The sequence below is a fragment of the Candidatus Endomicrobiellum trichonymphae genome (assembly GCF_002355835.1).
GTDB lineage: Bacteria > Elusimicrobiota > Endomicrobiia > Endomicrobiales > Endomicrobiaceae > Endomicrobiellum > Endomicrobiellum trichonymphae.
Genome location: NZ_AP017459.1, coordinates 282,471 through 302,493, shown reverse-complemented (window position 1 = coordinate 302,493; position 20,023 = coordinate 282,471). Strand labels below are relative to the sequence as shown.

Annotated in this window: 18 protein-coding genes and 1 tRNA gene; 5 read left to right on the top strand and 14 right to left on the bottom strand. The window is 34.2% G+C overall.

The annotated features are described in order from the left end of the window. Nucleotides 1–223 precede the first annotated feature (223 nt). The 13 genes from RSTT_RS06070 to RSTT_RS01450 all read right to left on the bottom strand — a co-directional run bounded on the left by RSTT_RS06070 (nt 224) and on the right by RSTT_RS01450 (nt 15,581). Nucleotides 224–397, bottom strand: coding sequence for a hypothetical protein (locus tag RSTT_RS06070; protein WP_172412810.1), 174 nt, complete (start codon nt 395–397; stop codon nt 224–226). Between the two features lie 53 nt (nt 398–450). Continuing rightward, complete coding sequence (locus tag RSTT_RS01505; protein ID WP_096525423.1) at nt 451–1,626, bottom strand: HD domain-containing protein; 1,176 nt, start codon at nt 1,624–1,626, stop codon at nt 451–453. A gap of 289 nt (nt 1,627–1,915) precedes the next feature. Then, the gene (locus RSTT_RS01500; RefSeq protein WP_197702019.1) at nt 1,916–2,629 is read right to left on the bottom strand and encodes a DNA alkylation repair protein; all 714 of its coding nucleotides are present in this window, start codon (nt 2,627–2,629) and stop codon (nt 1,916–1,918) included. Nucleotides 2,630–2,935: 306 nt separating this feature from the next. Continuing rightward, the gene (uvrA, locus tag RSTT_RS01490; protein ID WP_172412896.1) at nt 2,936–5,746 is read right to left on the bottom strand and encodes an excinuclease ABC subunit UvrA; all 2,811 of its coding nucleotides are present in this window, start codon (nt 5,744–5,746) and stop codon (nt 2,936–2,938) included. Between the two features lie 27 nt (nt 5,747–5,773). Then, a complete protein-coding gene (nadB, locus tag RSTT_RS01485; RefSeq protein WP_096525422.1) occupies nt 5,774–7,336 on the bottom strand; it encodes an L-aspartate oxidase in 1,563 nt (520 codons plus the stop codon). Beyond that, a complete protein-coding gene (panC, locus tag RSTT_RS01480; RefSeq protein WP_096525421.1) occupies nt 7,337–8,188 on the bottom strand; it encodes a pantoate--beta-alanine ligase in 852 nt (283 codons plus the stop codon). It abuts the gene before it with no gap. Then, nucleotides 8,185–8,985, bottom strand: a complete 801-nt coding sequence (gene panB, locus RSTT_RS01475; protein WP_096525420.1) for a 3-methyl-2-oxobutanoate hydroxymethyltransferase — start codon at nt 8,983–8,985, stop codon at nt 8,185–8,187. Before panB ends, panC begins: the two co-directional genes overlap by 4 nt. Nucleotides 8,986–9,031: 46 nt before the next feature. After that, nucleotides 9,032–9,556 (bottom strand): 2-amino-4-hydroxy-6-hydroxymethyldihydropteridine diphosphokinase, encoded by a 525-nt coding sequence (gene folK / locus RSTT_RS01470; protein WP_015423207.1) that lies wholly within the window; start codon nt 9,554–9,556, stop codon nt 9,032–9,034. Nucleotides 9,557–9,568: 12 nt separating this feature from the next. After that, nucleotides 9,569–11,875: an EcoAI/FtnUII family type I restriction enzme subunit R gene (hsdR, locus tag RSTT_RS01465; RefSeq protein WP_096525419.1), complete on the bottom strand. Its 2,307-nt coding sequence runs from the start codon at nt 11,873–11,875 to the stop codon at nt 9,569–9,571. Between the two features lie 127 nt (nt 11,876–12,002). Further along, on the bottom strand, nt 12,003–13,313 hold the full coding sequence (locus RSTT_RS01460) for a restriction endonuclease subunit S (protein ID WP_149030005.1): 1,311 nt from the start codon (nt 13,311–13,313) through the stop codon (nt 12,003–12,005). 253 nt (nt 13,314–13,566) lie between these two features. Next, nucleotides 13,567–13,761, bottom strand: a complete 195-nt coding sequence (locus tag RSTT_RS05880; RefSeq protein ID WP_149030004.1) for a hypothetical protein — start codon at nt 13,759–13,761, stop codon at nt 13,567–13,569. Between the two features lie 11 nt (nt 13,762–13,772). Further along, entirely contained in the window at nt 13,773–14,120 is a 348-nt protein-coding gene (locus tag RSTT_RS01455; RefSeq protein WP_096525417.1) for a DUF3800 domain-containing protein, read from the bottom strand. Further along, entirely contained in the window at nt 14,121–15,581 is a 1,461-nt protein-coding gene (locus tag RSTT_RS01450; protein WP_096525416.1) for a class I SAM-dependent DNA methyltransferase, read from the bottom strand. 496 nt (nt 15,582–16,077) lie between these two features. Here RSTT_RS01450 and RSTT_RS01445 point away from each other — a divergent pair. The 3 genes from RSTT_RS01445 (at nt 16,078) to aroQ (ending at nt 17,948) form a co-directional block, all read left to right on the top strand. Further along, nucleotides 16,078–16,149, top strand: a tRNA-Met gene (locus RSTT_RS01445). Nucleotides 16,150–16,434: 285 nt separating this feature from the next. Then, a complete protein-coding gene (aroB, locus tag RSTT_RS01440; protein WP_015423204.1) occupies nt 16,435–17,520 on the top strand; it encodes a 3-dehydroquinate synthase in 1,086 nt (361 codons plus the stop codon). Next, nucleotides 17,517–17,948 (top strand): type II 3-dehydroquinate dehydratase, encoded by a 432-nt coding sequence (gene aroQ, locus RSTT_RS01435; RefSeq protein ID WP_096525415.1) that lies wholly within the window; start codon nt 17,517–17,519, stop codon nt 17,946–17,948. Before aroB ends, aroQ begins: the two co-directional genes overlap by 4 nt. A gap of 73 nt (nt 17,949–18,021) precedes the next feature. Here the strand turns inward: aroQ and RSTT_RS01430 are convergent, their stop codons facing one another. Next, nucleotides 18,022–18,225, bottom strand: coding sequence for a cold-shock protein (locus tag RSTT_RS01430; protein ID WP_015423202.1), 204 nt, complete (start codon nt 18,223–18,225; stop codon nt 18,022–18,024). 142 nt (nt 18,226–18,367) lie between these two features. Between RSTT_RS01430 and RSTT_RS01425 the strand changes: the two genes are divergently transcribed. Together RSTT_RS01425 and efp are read left to right on the top strand one after the other, a co-directional pair. Next, nucleotides 18,368–19,420 (top strand): M24 family metallopeptidase, encoded by a 1,053-nt coding sequence (locus tag RSTT_RS01425; RefSeq protein WP_096525414.1) that lies wholly within the window; start codon nt 18,368–18,370, stop codon nt 19,418–19,420. A 16-nt stretch (nt 19,421–19,436) separates the two neighbouring features. Further along, entirely contained in the window at nt 19,437–19,994 is a 558-nt protein-coding gene (gene efp, locus RSTT_RS01420; RefSeq protein WP_096525413.1) for an elongation factor P, read from the top strand. Nucleotides 19,995–20,023 lie beyond the last annotated feature (29 nt).

Here is a 20,023-nt window from a genome sequence, read left to right as displayed (position 1 = left end):
TGCAGAAAACCACCAGAAATGATAGTATCATATTACTAAAACAAAGTGGAAGAATAAATATATAAGCAATATGTTTAAATTGCGGCAGAGAAAAATAAATAGAAAGGAAACAAAAATATTGCAAATAAACAGTATAAGTATAGACATAAATTTACTACTTTGATAAATTTATATCTATAATTTTTATTCTTTTAATCTGTATTCATCAAGTTATGATTTCTTTTTATTTTGAACGATAATGAGACTTTACCGAAGTTCCACTTTTACGATTATAACTTTTTACTTTTACAGTCTTTGGTTCGCCTATTTTGCTTCTATAACTTTTTGTTGCAAAACTATTCCTGCTTGTAATTACTAAAAGAAACATTGATAAAATAACTGCTAAAGTTTTTTTCATTTTTTCCTATCCTTTTTTACTCTTTCCCAAAAATTTACTTTTACATCTTTTTCTTAAAAATGATCAAACAGTCGTCTAAAATCTAAGTTGTTCTTTCTGACATTTGAATATTTATCATAAAGGGCTTGTTTTGATTTGATTAAAGTGGAGGATTTTATACCGTATTCCAATGCCATTGAAGCCTCAATATAAGCACACAGTTTGTCACACATTTCAGTCAAAGTTCCGTCAACAGCATTATATTTATTATCATTGAAATCCGCTGCATTATCAACTTCTTTTACTTTTCCGTTTTCAATAATTTTATCCAAAAATTCATCTTCTATAAAATACTGCATTTCAAAATGCCACTCAGGTGGAATTAAAGGAAGTATTTTCTCTACAACCTGTTTCTTTTCGTAGTGCTTTATTATATTCTCAAGACCTACTATTGAAGATTTTACCGGCTTAATAATATCTTTTGTTAGAATTTCAGGAAGATCGTGAAATAAAGAAGAATAAAAGTTATTATATTTTCTCCTGTCTGAAGCGTTTATTTCCATTGACAACAAATATGCAAAAATTGCAACCGTAAGCATATGTCCCAATACGGTTGTCTTCGGTATTCTAAAAGCCTGCGCCCATCTCTGCTGAAACCGCAACTGCCCGCACAAATCCAAAAACCCATAATATTTTTTATTTATTACCAACTTTTTTATACCTGATAAATCATCAAAAGCTGCAATACTTTTTTCTATTTCATTCTTTGTTTTTTCTATACCGTAAATCATTGAATTCCACGGATAAATTATATTGAACTCCCATTTTGTCGACAGGCAATGCGACGCGCTTAAAATTCTCTTTTCATGTAGTGCATAATCCGATTCTAAAAGATACTCTGAACATCTTTTGCCAAACTCTCCTTTTAAAACTGATAAATCATTATTTAAGTTTTCTATCACCCATCTGTTTAACTCTTTTTCTTTTTTTGACATTATCTCGCGGAAAACTTCCGGCTTTAAATCCGTGAGCATTATTCTCTGAAAAAATTCAAAAATCCCGCATTCAATAAGTTTCACCCAGTCAACCGGTTTGTCATCTTCTTCTTCAAATTTCGCAACGATATAAGCGATTATCATCTTGTGGGCTTGCTTATCAAGTTCAAAAAAATCAAACGGGCGTATGTGGTCGTTCCATCTTAAAATATTTGCAGCTGAAAAAATTCTTAAAATCAAGTCTTTTGTTATCATCTGTTCTACTATCAGGCTAATATTATTTTCATAGGAGGAAATTTATATCAATAGAAAAACAATGTAAATATATTTGTTTTCTTTACAGTTTTCAGAAGTTATAATAATTCAGTCCCTGTTATCACGCTGAATAAACTTTGTCTCAGAAATTTTCAGTCTTTTGTATTTCTTTCCCGGTTGGACATCCTGTCATACGCCTATATTCTAACTGCGTTCTGCCAACAACCCTTTATCTTTTTCTATACCGCATTAAAAAATAGAGACATCATTGCTTTTATTTTTCAATTTCCTATATGTCTTTTTCCATATAATATTCTCTTTTTTCCTGAGAGAGTTTTTCAATCGAATACCTCAACATAGTTCTCGGCATCACGTTAGAATATTTATCTAAAAATGAAATAAGCGTCCTTGTGTCCCTTTTTCCAACTTCTCTAAGCATCCAGCCCGATGCTTTATGTATCAAATCGTGATTATGCGCTAAAAACAACTTTGACAATGCCAAAGTTTCCACAAATCTTCCTTGTCTTATAAAATATAATGTTGAAATCATCGCAATTCTTTCTTTCCAAAGACTCCCCGACTCCGCGTATTCCCAAAAATCTTTTAAAGAATTGTCATGCCAATAATGTCCCGGGATATATGGCGCAGATAAGTCAACCAAATCCCAGTTGTTAATGCATTCAGAATTTCTCAAATATATTTTTACTATAACTGATTTAGCATCATCCGCTTTTTGATATTTTTCAATTAAAATCATTAACGCGGTAAGTCTTACTTCGTGGATTCTATGCTGTAATAATTTTTCAACGTCTTTTAAATTTATATCTTTCCAATATTTACGAGCTGTAATCCGCTGCTGAGGAACTTTAAGTCCCCAAAAAAAATCGCCTTCCCCATAACCGCCTTTATGCGTCTGAAAATATTTCGCGTAGCGGTTTGCAAAAATTTCATTCTTGTATTTTTTCAAATCTTTTAACAAATTTTCTTTAAAATTTATTTTCATTTTATAGATTTATATATTTCTTCAAAAGAAAAGTAAAAACGAGATATATGATTGAAGTAAAAAAGAATAACGATGCAAAATCGATTTTAAATTTAAAAAATTTAGTTTTGTAAATTAATAAAAATATCAACGCATAGAAAATACCGAAAATAACTGCATATACTATAAGATTTAAAGGCATTTCATCATTCCTTTTCTATTCTGCCTGCCTTCTACTGGATTGAGACAAAACACTGTCGCAGCATGACAAACAAAACTCAAACTTCTTGCTGTTTAACGGCAGCATTTTTTCATGTTTTTGCCGTGCTATTTATGACGATTAATATGATTTCTCAAGTAATATCCCGTAAAAGATTTAGGATTTTTCATTACATCTTCAGGTGTGCCTTCAGCTACAAGCCTACCGCCTCTTTCACCGCCCTCGGGACCCAAATCAATAAGCCAATCGGCAGTTTTTATAACGTCAAGATTATGCTCTATAACAAGAACGGTATTTCCGGCATAAGAAAATCTCTGCAACACTTCAAGAAGTTTGCTCACATCGGCAAAATGCAACCCGGTAGTAGGTTCGTCAAGAATATACATTGTCCTCCCGGTAGCTTTTTTTGACAGTTCAGCCGCAAGTTTTACTCTCTGCGCTTCCCCGCCTGAAAGCATAGTAGCCTGCTGCCCTATTCTTATATATCCGAGACCAACATCTTCAATCGTCGACAAAATCCTTTTAAGCACAGGGATGTTTTCAAAAAACTTTACACTTTCTTCAACCGTCATATTTAAAACTTCGTCGATATTCCTGCCTTTATACTTTATCTGTAGAGTTTCTTCGTTAAATCTTCTTCCGCCGCAAACATCGCATCTGACATAAATGTCCGGCAAAAACTGCATCTCAGTTTTCAAAGTACCGTCACCCTGACAGTTTTCACATCTTCCACCCTTTACGTTAAAAGAAAACCTCCCCGGCTGATATCCTCTTGCTTTTGCCTCAGGAACCCATGCAAATAAATCCCTTATTATTGAAAAAGCGCCCGTATAAGTTACAGGATTTGATCTGGGCGTCCTTCCTATGGGCGACTGATCGACAATTACAACTTTGTCTATATTTTCAAGTCCATCCATATTTTTAAATTTTCCGGGTTTTTCTTTCGATCCGTAAAGTTTATGAGCAATACTTTTATATACTATTTCGTGCACTAAAGTAGATTTACCGCTTCCCGACACTCCGGTAACACAGATAAAAAGTCCGATAGGAATATGCACATCTATATTTTTTAAATTAAATTGACTTGCACCTTCAACCGTAAGACATTTATCCGAAAGTTGTTTTCTCTTTTTGGGAACCGGTATCTGCAAAACCCCTTTTAAATACTGACCCGTAAGAGAGTTTTTAAATTTTACTATTTCTTTTGCATTTCCCTCAGCCACTATATGCCCACCGTATACTCCGGCGCCGGGACCTAAATCTATTATGCGATCCGCCCTTCTCATTGTATCTTCATCATGTTCAACAACAATCAAAGTATTGCCCAAATCTCTAAGTTTTATGAGAGTTTCCAGAAGTTTATAGTTATCTTTCTGGTGAAGACCTATAGATGGTTCGTCAAGTACATATAAAACTCCAGTAAGACCTGAACCTATCTGCGTCGCTAAATGTATTCTCTGCGCTTCTCCGCCTGAAAGCGTACCGCTTTCTCTTTCCAAACTTAAATATCCCAAACCCACATTATTTAAAAACCGCAGTCGTTCATGTATCTCTTTCAAAACAGCTTTACTTATAATTTTATCTTTACCGCCAAACCTTATTTTATCGAAAAAGTCAAAAGATTTTTCAACGGACATTTTTGTAACATCTGAAATTGATTTCCCGCCAACCAAAACTGAAAGAGCTTCTCTTTTAAGTCTTTGTCCGCCGCACAGCGGACAAATTTTTCTGGTCATATATTTATTATAAATTTCTTCTCTTACAAAAGCAGATTCTGTTTCGTTGTATCTGCGCTGCATGTTTGTTATAACACCTTCAAAATCGTCCTGTCCGTAAAGCAGAATTTTCTGATGCTCTCTTATAAGTTCTTCCCAAGGCACAATCAAAGATATTTTATTTTTTCTTGCGACTTCAGTTAAAAGTTCCCTGTAATACCCACCCCAACTGTTTTTCCATCTATTGGTTTTCGTAGTTATCGGCTCTGACCATGCAATAATCGCGCCGTGTCTTACGGAACGGTTTTTATCGGGTACTACCAAATTTTCATCAATCTCTATCTTATTTCCGAGTCCGCCGCATTCAGGACACGCTCCAAACGGCAAGTTAAAAGAAAAAAGTCTCGGTTCAATATCAGAGAGGTTTATCCCACAGTCCGTACAAGCATACTGCTCGCTGTAAACTGTCTCAGCAATAGATTTTCCATTCTTAATTACGGCAACAGACACTGTCCCTTTTGACTCTTTTAAAGCTGTTTCAATCGAAGCAGCGACTCTTGAACGTAAATTTTCATTAAGTGTTATTCTGTCTATTACTATATCTATAGTATGTTTTTTATATCTGTTCAACTCTATCTTTTCATCAAGCAGATAAACTTCATTGTCAACTCTTACTCTCGAATATCCGCTTTTCGCAAGACGAGAAAAAAGTTCCTCATAAGTGCCAGTTCTTCCTTTTATAAGCGGTGACAAAATATGAATTACAGTAGCAGCAGGCATCTTCATAATTTCATCAATTATCTGCTGAGCGGACTGAGGACGGATTATCTTGCCGCATTTAGGACAGTGCGGAACACCTACTTTTGCAAACAAAAGCCTTAAATAATCGTAAACTTCTGTTACTGTTCCCACTGTAGATCGCGGATTATGCAACGGATTTCTTTGTTCTATTGAAATTGCCGGAGACAAACCTTCAATAATATCAACATCGGGCTTTTCCATAAGTTCCAAAAACTGTCTTGCATAAGCGGATAGAGATTCAACATATCTTCTTTGACCTTCAGCATAAATCGTGTCAAAAGCAAGAGAAGATTTGCCGGAACCGGACAAACCCGTAATCACGATAAGTTTATTTCTCGGTATGTCAAGATCTATATTTTTTAAATTGTGTTGCCGCGCGCCGCGAATTTTGATTATGTCCATAATATTTTCTTTTTCCACTTATTTTCTTCATCTTATGTTTATTACTGTGTCTTTCACATCAGGCAGAAGAAACAAATAATCCGTATTAAAATGCAGTCCTCTGCTCTCTTTTCTCTGTATCGCTGAACGCGCAATCATTTCTGCTATAAACATCATATTTCTCACTTCGATCCCGTCTATCGTAAAAGGCGCTTTTTTGAAACACTGCTCTATTTCAACCTTCAAAACATCTATTTTTTCCTGCGCTTTTAAAAGTCCTTCGTTTGAACGCGAAATACCTAGATAATCCCAAGTCAATCGTCTCACTTCTTCCTTTTTCTGCACAAAAACAGCAGATTTATTTAAAGAAGACTTTATATTGCCAATAGGCTTGACGTCAATTTTTGAATACTCTTTTCTTAAAAATTGCAACGAGTCTTTATATATCCTGTCTGCATAGACAACTCCCTCAAGAAGAGAGTTTGAAGCAAGTCGGTTTGCTCCGTGTACGCCGGAACACGCGGTTTCCCCCGCCGCGTAAAGATTCTTAATGCTACTCCTGCCGTTTTCATCTATCACAACGCCCCCGCAGAAGAAATGCGCCGCGGGAACCACCGGAATCATATCCCTTGAAATATCTATGCCGTATTCAAGGCATTTTGCATAGATATTCGGAAATCTTTTCATAAGAAAATCTTTACTCTTTGCGGTGATATCCAAATAAACAAATTTTTCGCCGCTGGATTTCAATTCACAGTCTATCGCTCTTGCCACAACATCACGCGAAGCAAGTTCTTTTTGAGGATTGTATTTTTCAACAAACGATCCGCCGTCTTTAAGTTTTAAAACAGCGCCCTCACCGCGTACTGCTTCAGATATTAAAAAAGATCTAGCATCGCTACTGTGCAAACACGTTGGATGAAACTGGACGAATTCCATATTCGCAATGTCCGCTCCGGCTCTGTATGCCATAGCTACCGCGTCACCTGTGGCAACATCGGGGTTTGAAGTATATAAATACGTTTTTCCAGCGCCGCCGCAAGTTAAAGCTGTCACTTTTGCCTCAAAAATTTCCGTATTATTATTTTCACTATCAAAAACATACACACCCCTGCAAATTCTATCCTTATTTAAAATCAAATCTATTGCTGTATGATACTCATAAACAGTTATATTTTTATATTTTTCTATATTTCTTATCAAAACTCTTTCTATTTCATTTCCGGTTATATCTCCGGCATGAAGAATTCTTCTCTTACCGTGTCCGCCCTCAAGAGCCAACTCAAACTTCGAATCAGAATCTTTCTTTTTAGTAAATTCAACGCCGAGCACTATAAGCTCTCTTATTCTTTCTGGACCTTCTACAACCATTTTTTCAACCATCTTCTCATTGCAAAGTCCTGCTCCAGAAACTATCGTATCACGTACGTGCGCTTCAAAAGAGTCGGACTCATCCATAACGCAAGCAATACCACCCTGCGCTTTCCCCGTAGCCGAATCAAACAGTTTTTTCTTTGTAATCAAAGAAACGCTGCCGTTTTTTGATGCTTTCAATGCCAAACTAAGGCCCGCTATGCCGCTCCCTATAACCAAATAGTCCGAACTTATCATTTAGCTATCTTTATCCTTTATCATCATAATGTTATCTATGAGTCTTGTTTTTCCTATCCATACGGCTACCGCAAAAACTGCTTTTTTCGTATTCTTATCAGCTGGCAACAAATCGTCAAAATTTACAATTTCAGCATAATCAATTTCGCTTCCCGGTATTTTCTTGAGTTTATTTATGACAGTTTTCTTGACAAAATTTAAATCTCTGCGTTTAAAATCTTCCGCTGCTTCTTTTAAACTTTTAGAAATATTTAAGCTTCTCTTTTTTCCTTCAGCGCTCAAATAAGAATTTCTGCTTGAAAGAGCAAGACCGTTTCTTTCCCTTACGATAGAACATAGAATAATTTTAGTCCTGAAATTTAAATCTTTACCCATTTTCTCTATAATCTTAAGCTGTTGAAAATCTTTCATTCCAAAATAGGCTCTGTCGGCGCACGATATGTTAAAAAGTTTTGCAACAACTGTGGCAACACCTTTGAAATGATTTATCCTGAACGCTCCGCATAAAATATCCTGCAAGGTTTTTACTTCTATAAAAGTTTTATGATCCGCCGGAAACATATCGTTTACCGACGGCATAAAAACATAATCCACATGATTTTTTTTACAGATTTCCTTATCTTTTTTGACAGGTCTAGGGTACTTTAAATAATCTTCATTGGGACCAAATTGTATCGGATTTACAAAAATCGATACTATAGTGATATCATCATTTTTTACAGACTTTGCAATCAAAGAAATATGACCTTCATGCAAAGCTCCCATTGTAGGGACAAGTCCTATTTCATCACCGTCTTTAATATGTCTTAAAGCAATTTTCTGCATCTGCGAAGCATTTTTTATAATTTTCATTTATATGTATTCTCTTCACGCGGGAATTGTCCTTTTTTTACTTCATCTATATAGTTTTTTACTGCAGTTCGCACCATTTCGCCAATTTCGGCATATTTTTTTACAAATTTAGGCGTAAAATCAGTAAACATTCCCAGCATATCGTCAACAACTAAAACCTGTCCGTCGCAATAACGGCCTGAACCTATGCCTATCGTAGGAATTTTCAAGCGCTCTGTAACTTCTTTTGCAAGCTGTTCGGGAACAGCCTCCAAAACGACCGCAAATGCGCCGGTTTTCTCTAGTGCTTCAGCATCGGCAATCAGTCTCCCGCGCTCTTCTTCCGTTCTTCCCTGAATTTTAAAACCGCCGAATTTATTTATCGACTGCGGGGTAAGCCCTAAATGTCCGACGATAGGAACTTTCGCGTCCGAAATTGCCTTAACCCTATCTACAATTTCAATTCCGCCCTCAACTTTTACCGCTTCTGCTCCGCCTTCCTTAACAATTCTTGCCGCATTTTTAACAGCATCTTCAACAGTTATTTCATAAGACATAAACGGCATATCAGTAATAAGCAAAGCGCCGTCATTACCTCTTTTTACGGATTTTGTATGGTATATCATATCGTCGACTGTAACGGAAAGAGTATTCTCGTAGCCAAGTTTAACGTTGCCGAGAGAATCTCCTACAAGCAACACATCAATATCCTGTGAGGAAATAAGCTTTGCAGTAACATAATCATAACAGGTAAGCATTGTTATTTTTTCGCCGGACTGTTTTTTCTTTAAAATCGTTAAAACCGTTTTTTTCTTCATTTAAAAATTCAATCCGTTTCTTTTTGTCATTCCGTTCGTTCCGTTTTCAATTTTTCAAACTCCGATTTGCAATATTTGTTTGTATGATTTTAACCTTTTGGCATTTAAGTGTCAATGATTTATCGTATAAAATACCGCTGATTTTCTGTTTTAAAACAGGGTGTACAAAGTCGCCAGCTATTTCGCTTAACGGAATTAAAACAAAAAGTCTGTTCTGTATCTCTTTATGCGGCACAGTTAAACCGGTTTGATTAATAATTTTTCTGCAAAAAAGCAGAATGTCAATATCAATAACGCGCGGCCCCCATCTTATCGTCTTCCTCCGCCCTAAAATATGTTCAGCCTGTTTTATAAATAAAAGCAAATCATCCGGTTTTAAATCTGTCTGCGCTTCAATTACAATATTATAAAAACTTCTTTGTTTAGGACCAATAGGCGCCGTTTCATAAAAAGAAGAAATCTTTTTAATATCTGCAAATAAACTGCTTTGCAAAAAAGATAAAGCGGAAACAATATTTTCCGCTCTGTCGCCGACGTTTGACCCTAAACTTAAATATACAGCGTTTTTCATTTTGTTTACGTATCAATACAAATATTTTTGAAAGGATATAAAAACTTCTTTGATTTGTTCAGCATCCCCTAATTCCGCCAAACCGTCATCAATAGTGTTATATCTCAGCTTGACAAGCTCAGACAACTTTTCTTGTTCCAATTCTTTTACGCCTGCATCTACATACTTTTCCAAAACAAACTCTAAAAAAGCTTTTTGCTTATCTTCAAATTCTTCAACTTTCGCTATTTCATTTTTTGCTTTTCCTGCTCGAGCCGCTCTTGTCAAAGGTTTAACGTTATATGCAAGATATTCTAAAGCATCAAACAAATCGCTGTTTTGCGTATATGTAAGTTGCTGTAAAATTTCAAGTTCTTTACGCCCGTATCCTGCATGCTCAAGTTTTTCTAAAAATTTTTTCCGCGTATCCGGATAAGACCAAATATCTCTTAATTCTTGCTCATTTTTAAAAAACTCAGGAAGTTTCCCAAATAATTTATATATAAATTGCTCGGCAGATATAGGAATTCCGCTTGCATCCCAAAATGATGTCCGTGACATGTATTGAATTTCTCTTTCTTTACCCGGCGCTAATTTTATTTTAACTTTCTGTTTTTTAGGACGTTCAAGCAAAGCCTCTGCTCCTGCAATATCAGACGATTTAAAGCTCTTTATCTGTTCTTTTTTAGTAGATTCATAAATATCTGCATCTTCTACAGGTTCTCCGTCCCATTGAGAATCAGAAAAGTTTTTATAAGCACCGACAAAATCATATATTGTAAAGTATTCTTTACCGTCAAAAAGTCTTGTTCCTCTGCCTATTATCTGCTTAAACTCAATCATAGAATTTACGGAACGCATAAGCACAATATTTCTCACATTTCTTGCGTCAACACCCGTAGAAAGTTTTTGAGAAGTAGTTAAAATAGTAGGAATTGTTTTATCATTATCTTGAAAATCTCTCAAATGCTGGTTCCCTATTTCACAGTCATTTGAAGTTACTCTTACGCAATAGTCAGGATTTTCGATAGTTTTAATTTGGTTTATTAAATCCCTGAGCAAAGCCGCATGATCTTGATTTGCGCCAAAAACAAGCGTTTTTTCTTTTTGATCTATTTCATTCATAAAAATTTTAACATGCTTTTTTTCTCTTTCTTCAATTTCAATATCTCGATTAAACTCTTCTATTACATACTCATGATTTTTTTTAACTTCTCCTTCAATAACATCATCATCAGGAGTATAAATATAGCTGTCTAAAGTTGTTTGAATACGACGAACTTTAAAAGGCGTTAAAAACCCGTCGTTTATTCCGTCTTTAAGAGAATAAATATATACAGGATCACCAAAATATTTATATGTATCTGCGTTTTTTTCACGTTTGGGCGTGGCAGTCATTCCAAGATGCACTGCCGGATAGAAATAATCTAAAATAGCGCGCCACCGACTCTCGTCATTTGCTCCGCCTCTGTGGCATTCGTCAATTATAATAAAATCGAAATAATCTTTCGGATACTGACCGAAATAGGGTTTTTCATCTGCGCCGCTCATAAAAGTTTGAAAAATTGTGAAGAAAATACTGCCGTTTGTCGGGACTCTGCCCGTCTTTTTTATTTCTTCAGGTTTAATGCGTTTTAAAGCGTCCTCAGGAAAAGCGGAAAAAGTATTAAACGCTTGGTCTGCCAAAATATTTCTATCCGCTAAAAACAATATACGCGGCAGCCTTTTGCCGTCTTTATTTATATTCCAGCGCGTTTTAAAAAGTTTCCACGCAATTTGAAATGCTATATAAGTCTTGCCTGTACCTGTGGCTAAAGTTAATAAAATACGATTTTTATTTTCCGAGACGGCGCACATAACTTTATTTACGGCTATTTCCTGATAATAACGCACAGATATTGACCCGCCTTTATTTTCAAAAGGCTCGGAATTAAACCTATCGCGCCATTCATTTTGCATTGCGAAAATATTATTATAAAGTTCATCCGGATCGGGAAATTTGTCTATTTCTTTCTCTTTGCCTGTTTCCATATCAATAAAATAAATTCCCCTGCCGTTAGTCGCTAAAGCGTAACGAATATTTAACTTTTGCGCATACAGTTTAGACTGATTGACACCATCGCCGGCAGATAAAGACGATTTCTTAGCTTCAACAACAGCAAGTTTCACATTTTTATAAGAAAGTACATAATCTGCCTTAAGACCATGAGAAGAACGCAGTCCGATTTTAGGTTCAGCTATAGTAAACTCGCGAAAAATTTTACAATTATTTTCCTCAATCCAGCCGCTGTCCTTCAGTTTAGGATCTATAAGTTCTGCCCTTGTTTCCGCTTCGTTCATAATTACTCTCTACAAGTTTTGCCTTATCATACTCGACATCAATAACATATAAACACTGGATTTCTCAAAAGCTTCGCCTTTTCAGAATGACAGATAAATAACACTCTTACCTTTCTGCAAAAAACCTCTACCCGCAATCAAATGTTTGTTTAAACACAGATTTTTTTAGTTCTGCTAAACCATCTATTTTCTTTTGATAAACAATTTCTAATTTTTTTGTTTCTGCAGATAGTTTGTCAAGTCTGGCAACAATTTTTTTCTGCTCTGAAATAGAAGGAAATACTATATTAATTTTCTTATATTCATCAAAATTAAGATTTCTAATACCTGTTGAGTGACTTTGCATAACCTCAGTCATGCCAGATATATAACAATAAAACAAATAGTTATACAAATATTTTGGATATACATATCTCTTATTAATAATTCTTATAACTGATGTGAAATTGCTAAATGAGAAATTTCCTTTTTTAATATCAAAAAGAACAACTCTTCCGACGGGTTGTTTCGGTCCTCCTCCAGACTTTTCTAATATTATATCATCATACTCTAATCTTTTTTTCTCATATTGCTTTTTTTCAAGAGATAAATTTACAACATTCGATAAATCAAGTTTTCCATCTTTAGTAAAATTAGTATTTCTAATAACATAAACATTAATAAACGGACATTTTTTCCCAGCCCATAATCCATTAATGAAAGTACAAATTTCCCCAAGTTTTTTCACTTCCCAATGCGTTTTTTTATATACTTGTCTATTATCATTGGCTACGGCAGATTTATTTTTAAACGTTTCATTCAAAACGCTATTAAATAAATCTTTTGCATTCTGAAGATTTTTTCTTGACGCATCCTCAAGTCTTTTTATATTTTCTGAAAATTTATCAAGTTTAGCAACAATTTTTTTCTGCTCTGAAATAGAAGGAAATACTATATTAATTTTCTTATATTCATCAAAATTAAGATTTCTAATACCTGTTGAGTGACTTTGCATAACCTCAGTCATGCCAGATATATAACAATAAAACAAATAGTTATACAAATATTTTGGATATACATATCTCTTATTAATAATTCTTATAACTGATGTGAAATTGCTAAATGAGAAATTTCCTTTTTTAATATCAAAAAGAACAACTCTTCCGACGGGTTGTTTCGGTCCTCCTCCAGACTTTTCTAATATTATATCATCATACTCTAATCTTTTTTTCTCATATTGCTTTTTTTCAAGAGATAAATTTACAACATTCGATAAATCAAGTTTTCCATCTTTAGTAAAATTAGTATTTCTAATAACATAAACATTAATAAACGGACATTTTTTCCCAGCCCATAATCCATTAATGAAAGTACAAATTTCCCCAAGTTTTTTCACTTCCCACTTACTATTTATTCTCATCACTAAACCTTTGAAGCTATTTAGCATCTTAAAATGCAAATTATTGACATTTACATATAATTTTATATTATGCTGAGTAGTGAGCGAAGGTAATTTCCTTTAAAAATGGGGCTCCGAATGGTTCCTCAAGGTTTAAAAGCCTAAAGTGTTTTTAAGGTTCTTCGTTCTTTCCTTTTTTTATCTAAATAAAGGCACTTTATCAACTACCAAATTTTTGATAATATTGTAATAATAACTCTCGTCGTGTTCATATTTCTTAAACATTACCTAAACATTGCCCAAGACACAAAATCTACCGCTTGCATTCTTTAACAGAATACGGGGAGTTTATGCTCACCTCAATTTTTAATTTGTGATTTAGTAATGTTTTAGTTTCCAAATAACCTTTAAAATTTTCATTTAAGAACCTATTTGTTTCTCTTCTTGACGCTATGAAATCAATACTTTCATCTGAAAGCAATAATCTTTTATTTATAATTCTATCCAAAAGTATCTTTGTTATATAATTGTATAAACGCGTCTTTCATTTTGTAAATAATCAAAAACTTTTTGCTTATTCAAAATTATAGACATTACGCTTACATCCTTATCTTTCAAATCTTTCAAACCTTTCAACTCCGCTAATAATTTTATTCTTGTCCTGTCATTTTTTTTATAGCAATGTAATGTATCGCAATGAACTTTAAGTTCATTTTTAGGAATTGATTTAAATATTTTACTAACAGCTTTATTAATAACATTATCATTCTTTGCCATTAAAAGTGTAATAACAAAATATCTGGAAGTTATGGCTTTTGTAAAATCAAAACCTAAACAGCCGCTTTCATCCATAAAAATATAAGCCATTTATTTTTCCATTATTAAAACTTTTTCAATTTCAGCAATTATTTTAACGGACTGTTTATCTAACGCCGCTATTTCTTTTAATATATCTTCCGGATCTCTTATTGCCGTTTCATCTTTTTTATTGGAATTTTTTACAGATAAGTCATAAGTTTCTTTATTTATATCCGTAATTTTTACAGTCCAAGAATTATCTGAATCAGCTTTTGTTTTTTGAAGTTTAACAAAATCGGCTAAATCATCTTCGCTTAAAGGATTAGTCTTGCCAAGATTTCTGTCTAAATTTAACTGATAATACCAAATTTTTCTTGTCGGACTGCCTTTTTCAAAAAACAAAATTACAGTTTTTACGCCTGCTCCGATAAACACTCCGCTTGGCAAATCCAGCACCGTATGCAGATTACAATTTTCAATCAATCCTTTGCGAAGCGATACAGAAGCATTGTCAGTATTAGATAAAAATGTATTTTTAATAACAACGCCGGCTTTACCTCCCGCTTTTAGTATTTTTATAAAATGCTGTAAAAACAGAAAGGCTGTTTCTCCAGTTCTAATATCAAAATTCTGCTGTACTTCAGAACGTTCTTTCCCGCCGAAAGGCGGATTAGCAAGAACAACATTGAATTTATCTTTCTCCTGCATATCTTTAATATTTTCTGAAAGAGTATTCGTATGCAAAATATTCGGCGCTTCTATGCCGTGCAAAATCATATTCATAATTCCTATGATATACGCAAGAGCTTTTTTCTCTTTGCCGTAAAAAGTATCGTGTTGTAATATGGACTGCTCTCCTGTCGTTTTGACTTTCTCATGCAGGTAAACAAACGCTTCTACCAAAAATCCCGCCGAGCCAGCAGCCCCATCATAAATTTTGTCTCCTATTTTGGGCGCTACAACTTTTACTATAGTCCTAATAAGCGGACGCGGAGTATAGTATTCCCCGCCGTTACGTCCGGCATTGCCCATATTCTTAATTTTTGATTCGTAAAGGTGAGACATCTCATGTTTTTGAGCGCTAGTGGAAAATTTCAATTCATCAACAATATTTAATATTTCTCTTAAATTATAACCGCTTTGGATTTTATTTTTAAGTTCGCTGAAAATCTCTCCGATTTTATATTCTATCGTATTATAGTTTTCAGAAGTAGTCTTAAATTTTTTAAAATATGGAAAGAGTTTTTGATTTACAAAATCAATAAGGTCATCGCCTGTACGAGCTTCATTATAATCTAATTTACCACCTTTTTTCGGACATGCCCAAACATCCCATTGGAATTCTTTTAAAATTATATTTGTATATTTCTTGTCCTCAAGCAGGGCAGCTTTGATTTTTGTCTGTTCTAAACTATCTAAATATCTTAAGAACAAAATCCAAGAAGTCTGCTCAATATAATCAAGTTCACTGCTACAGCCTGCGTCTTTACGCAAAATATCGTCTATATTCTTGAAAGATTGTTCAAACATCATTTATCCTTTCAAAAGTTAAAATCAAGTTTATTTAAATAATTTTAGCATAATAATATATACTCTTAAAAATAAATCTTTTTTTACTATATATTCTTAATAAACATAGAAAAATATTTTGTTCTTTTTTTAGATTTCTCAAAGGAACAGCATGCCAAAATGACATACAAAACCAAAAAGTTTTTTATACATTTGCTGCAAAATATTGACAGAAATTAAATGAAGAAACCGGTTGCTGTTATCGTTAATTCTCTGACGGCGGGAATACCTTTTTATTCTCTCTTTTTTCTAAAGTTCTGCGGATTAAATTCCAAATCTGCATAATATCTCTTTATTGATGCCTATCTCTGGATGGGAATGCTTTTCAATGCGAACGCATATAAAATAATAAGCGAAAAAACTAAAAAAACGGCAGATATAAAGTCTGTTTAATTCCAATTTGAAATTGACTTCTGTAAGTAAAAATAGATAGAATAATCACATTATTTTTTATTTCGGCGGCGTAGCTCAGGGGTAGAGCAGAGGACTCATAAGCCTTTGGTCGTAGGTTCAATTCCTACCGTCGCCAATTATCGGGGAGCGTTTTAAAACAGCCGACATTTATAATCCCCAATTACTACTCTCAATTCAACTCATATAAAAATATTATTAAATGCCGCTGCTCTTAAAGCGTTTAAATTCTTACCGATGGGCAGATTTAAGGTAGAATAAGACTGCAACCGAAAAATATATGCAAATATTTGCAAAAAAACTCAGGTAAAAGTAAAATATGTGAAGTTTCAAGAGTTATATGCTGATAATTTATATTATTCAAAAAATCTCAGCAGCGTAATAGTCCTACATTAAAAGAGTTATGAAACAAATAATTGTAAATTTAAAAACAAAGAAATACGATATTGTTATTTCACAATCTGAAAATGATTTTTTTACGGCATTAGCAAAAGCCGCAAAAACAAACATGTTTTTTGTCATTACCGATAAAAACGTAGAAAAACTTCATTTAAAATATTTTACGGTTTTACTAAAACGGAAAGGCTTCAACGTTAAAACTGCAGTTATAAGCGCCGGCGAAATCGGGAAAAATATAAAAAGTTTATCTTTTTTATATGATAAAGCGCTTGAAGCCGGCATAGACAGAAAAAGCTGCGCAATAGCTTTGGGCGGCGGAGTTATCGGCGATGTTGCAGGATTCTTTGCGGCAACATATATGCGCGGCATAAATTACATCCAAGTGCCTACGACTCTGCTTGCAATGACAGACTCTTCAGTCGGGGGAAAAACCGCAGTAAATATAAAAGGCGGGAAAAATATTGCAGGCGTGTTTTACCAGCCCGATCTTGTATGGATTAATTCTGCTTTTTTAAGCACTCTAACTGAAAGGCATATAAAAAACGGACTTGCTGAAATTATAAAATACGCTTTTACTTTTGATAAAAAATTCTACAGTTATTTATCCGATACGTTGGAAAATGGAACCGTACCGCCAAAAGATTTTGAATACATTATATATCAAAGCTGTTCCTATAAAGCCAGAGTCGTTGAAAAAGATGAAAAAGAAATAACGGGATTAAGAGCTGTTCTGAACTTCGGACATACTTTTGCTCATGCACTTGAGACGGCTACAAAATACAAAAAGTTTTTACACGGAGAAGCGGTTGCCGTAGGAATGCTCTTTGCAGTAAAACTTTCTTTGAAATTAAGAATATGCAAACCGGAAACATATAAAGAAGTTGAAAACCTTTTGCAGAAAGCAGATTTTACTTTAAGTACAAAAAACAATGCCCGGCAGATGCTTTCTCTTATGAAAAAAGATAAAAAATCTATTGACGGAAACATTAAATTTATTCTTATAAAAGATATAGGAAAAGCAGTCAGCACTTATGTAAAAGATAATGTTGTTTTAAATGTTTTAAAGAATTTTACCGGAGAAAACAAATGAAAAAAATACTTGTTTTAAACGGGCCCAATATAAATATGTTAGGAATAAGAGAACCTGCGGTTTACGGAAACATTACTCTTGCAGAAATTGAAAAAAGCCTCAGTTCACTTGCAAAAGAGCTCAAAGTTGAAGTTGAATTTTTTCAATCAAACCATGAAGGCAAGATTGTAGATAAAATCCAAGACAGCATAAATAAGATTTTTGGAATTATTATAAATCCAGCAGCATTTACTCACACTTCTATAACAATAAGAGACGCTTTATCTTCAATTTCCGTACCGACGATCGAAGTTCACATCTCAAATATTTACGCAAGGGAAGAATTCAGACATAAATCTTATATCGCTGCTGAGGCGATAGGACAAATTGCTGGACTGGGAATTGACGGTTATCTTTTCGCTTTAAGAAAAATGGTATCCTTAATGTAAACTGTTTTTAAATAACATATCCTTAAAAGACCTCCAAGAAAATACCCGGAGGTCTTTTAAGGTATTAATAAGGTTAGATCTTTTTTATATTTGCCGCCTTAGGTCCTTTGTCTGAATTTACAATTTCAAACTCAACACTGTCGCCTTCTGCCAACGACTTAAAACCGTCAGACTGAATAGCTGAATAGTGTGCAAATACATCTCCTGATCCATCATCATTAGAAATGAATCCATAACCTTTCTGGTCGTTAAACCATTTAACTTTGCCTTGTGCCATTACTACAACTCCTTTTCCATATCCTTTGCGGATAACTAATTTCCAATCACTTCTCGCGATTGCTATTTTAGTGTAGCTAAATAATTATAAATTGTCAAATAAACCACTTTTGGTCAACAAAACAAAAGCCAGCGGAGAAAATATGAAAGAAAAAATATTAAAAAAAATATTAAGCAAATATCAAACAGAAAGTATTCTTTTTACAAACGTAAAAGAAACTTCTTATCTTACAGGCGCGGAATTTGACGGATTCTGGCTTTTAAACGCAAAAGATAACACTCATATAATATGCTCAAAAATGATTGAAAACCAGATAATGGAATATTTTGGGAAACAGAATATACGCATGCACACAGAATCGCCTCTATATAAGACCGTTGTAAAAATTCTAAAACAAGATAAAATAAACTCTTTGTTAATTAATCCGAAATACATGAACGCTGCAGATTTTATTTTAATAAATGAAAATTTAAGCCATGAAAAAATCAATCTTATAAAAAAAACCGGTGTTTTAGACAGTTTAAGAATTATAAAAGGCACTGTTGAAGTTGAAAATCTCAAGAAAGCCTGTCAGATTGTATCCGAAGTATGCAATACAGTTAAAGAAGAGCTGAAACCGGGCTTAAGCGAGATTGACATTCATTACAGAGTAATTGAATTGTTTGCTAAAAACCGGGTAACAGAGAGTTTTATCCCTATAATTGCTTCAGGGGCGAATTCCGCTAATCCCCATCACAGAAGTTCAAATCGCAAAATAATCGAAAATGACATAGTAATGATGGATATAGGCTGCATGTACAATGGCTATTGTTCGGATTTGACACGCACATATTTTTTAGATAAAATTAACGACAAGCAAAAAAAAATCTGGAACATTGTAAAAAGCTCTCAAAATGCCGTTTTGAAAGAAATAAAAGCCGGACTGCCGCTATCCTGGGCAGACAAAACGGCAAGAAATATTATAGAAGCAGCCGGCTATAAAGATAAATTCATTCACACTACCGGTCACGGAGTAGGTATAGAAATTCATGAAATGCCTTTGCTAGCGCCAAATGCCGAAGGTGTCTTTTTAACGCACATGGCAGTTACGGTAGAACCGGGCATATACATTGAAGGTGAATTCGGTGTGAGAATTGAAGATACAATATTAATAAAAGAAAACGGGTGCGAAATGTTGACTTCAGCAGTGTACTAATAATCAGGAGATAAAGATGATCTCAACATCAGATTTTAAAAACGGGACCAATATTTTAGTTGACGGAGAACCTTACCAGATTGCATGGTTTCAAAACCATAAGCCGGGCAAAGGCGGCGCTGTAATGCGCGTAAAACTCAGACATCTTAAAAAGGGCGGTATTATTGAACGCACTTTTAAGTCAGGTGAAAAATTTAAAGCATTGACCATTAGAAGGCAGAAAAAGCGGTTTTTATACAAAGAGAGCAACAACTTCAACTTTATGGATATGGACACTTATGAACAGATAACCGTACATCCGGAACTCTTGGGCAAAATGGTAAATTTTCTTAAAGAAAACCTTGAAGTTGAAGCAATATATCTTGAAAATGAACTTATCGGAATAGATCTTCCCGTAATTATAGAAATGACAATAGCCGAAGCGGAACATGGAATCAAGGGCGATTCTGTTTCAAATACGACGAAAACAGCTAAACTTGAGACCGGCGCAGACATACATGTACCTCTTTTCATCAAAGAAGGCGACAGAATAAAAGTTGATACAAGAACCGGCGAATACGTGGAAAGAGCCTAAAAAAATACTACTTTTTTAAATTTCGTAAA

Coding starts and splice junctions, on each gene's coding strand:
- RSTT_RS06070 (WP_172412810.1), bottom strand. CDS start 397: ATGAAAAAAACTTTAGCAGTTATTTTATCAATGTTTCTTTTAGTAATT.
- RSTT_RS01505 (WP_096525423.1), bottom strand. CDS start 1,626: ATGATAACAAAAGACTTGATTTTAAGAATTTTTTCAGCTGCAAATATT.
- RSTT_RS01500 (WP_197702019.1), bottom strand. CDS start 2,629: ATGAAAATAAATTTTAAAGAAAATTTGTTAAAAGATTTGAAAAAATAC.
- uvrA (WP_172412896.1), bottom strand. CDS start 5,746: ATGGACATAATCAAAATTCGCGGCGCGCGGCAACACAATTTAAAAAAT.
- nadB (WP_096525422.1), bottom strand. CDS start 7,336: ATGATAAGTTCGGACTATTTGGTTATAGGGAGCGGCATAGCGGGCCTT.
- panC (WP_096525421.1), bottom strand. CDS start 8,188: ATGAAAATTATAAAAAATGCTTCGCAGATGCAGAAAATTGCTTTAAGA.
- panB (WP_096525420.1), bottom strand. CDS start 8,985: ATGAAGAAAAAAACGGTTTTAACGATTTTAAAGAAAAAACAGTCCGGC.
- folK (WP_015423207.1), bottom strand. CDS start 9,556: ATGAAAAACGCTGTATATTTAAGTTTAGGGTCAAACGTCGGCGACAGA.
- hsdR (WP_096525419.1), bottom strand. CDS start 11,875: ATGAACGAAGCGGAAACAAGGGCAGAACTTATAGATCCTAAACTGAAG.
- RSTT_RS01455 (WP_096525417.1), bottom strand. CDS start 14,120: ATGGCTTATATTTTTATGGATGAAAGCGGCTGTTTAGGTTTTGATTTT.
- RSTT_RS01450 (WP_096525416.1), bottom strand. CDS start 15,581: ATGTTTGAACAATCTTTCAAGAATATAGACGATATTTTGCGTAAAGAC.
- aroB (WP_015423204.1), top strand. CDS start 16,435: ATGAAACAAATAATTGTAAATTTAAAAACAAAGAAATACGATATTGTT.
- aroQ (WP_096525415.1), top strand. CDS start 17,517: ATGAAAAAAATACTTGTTTTAAACGGGCCCAATATAAATATGTTAGGA.
- RSTT_RS01430 (WP_015423202.1), bottom strand. CDS start 18,225: ATGGCACAAGGCAAAGTTAAATGGTTTAACGACCAGAAAGGTTATGGA.
- RSTT_RS01425 (WP_096525414.1), top strand. CDS start 18,368: ATGAAAGAAAAAATATTAAAAAAAATATTAAGCAAATATCAAACAGAA.
- efp (WP_096525413.1), top strand. CDS start 19,437: ATGATCTCAACATCAGATTTTAAAAACGGGACCAATATTTTAGTTGAC.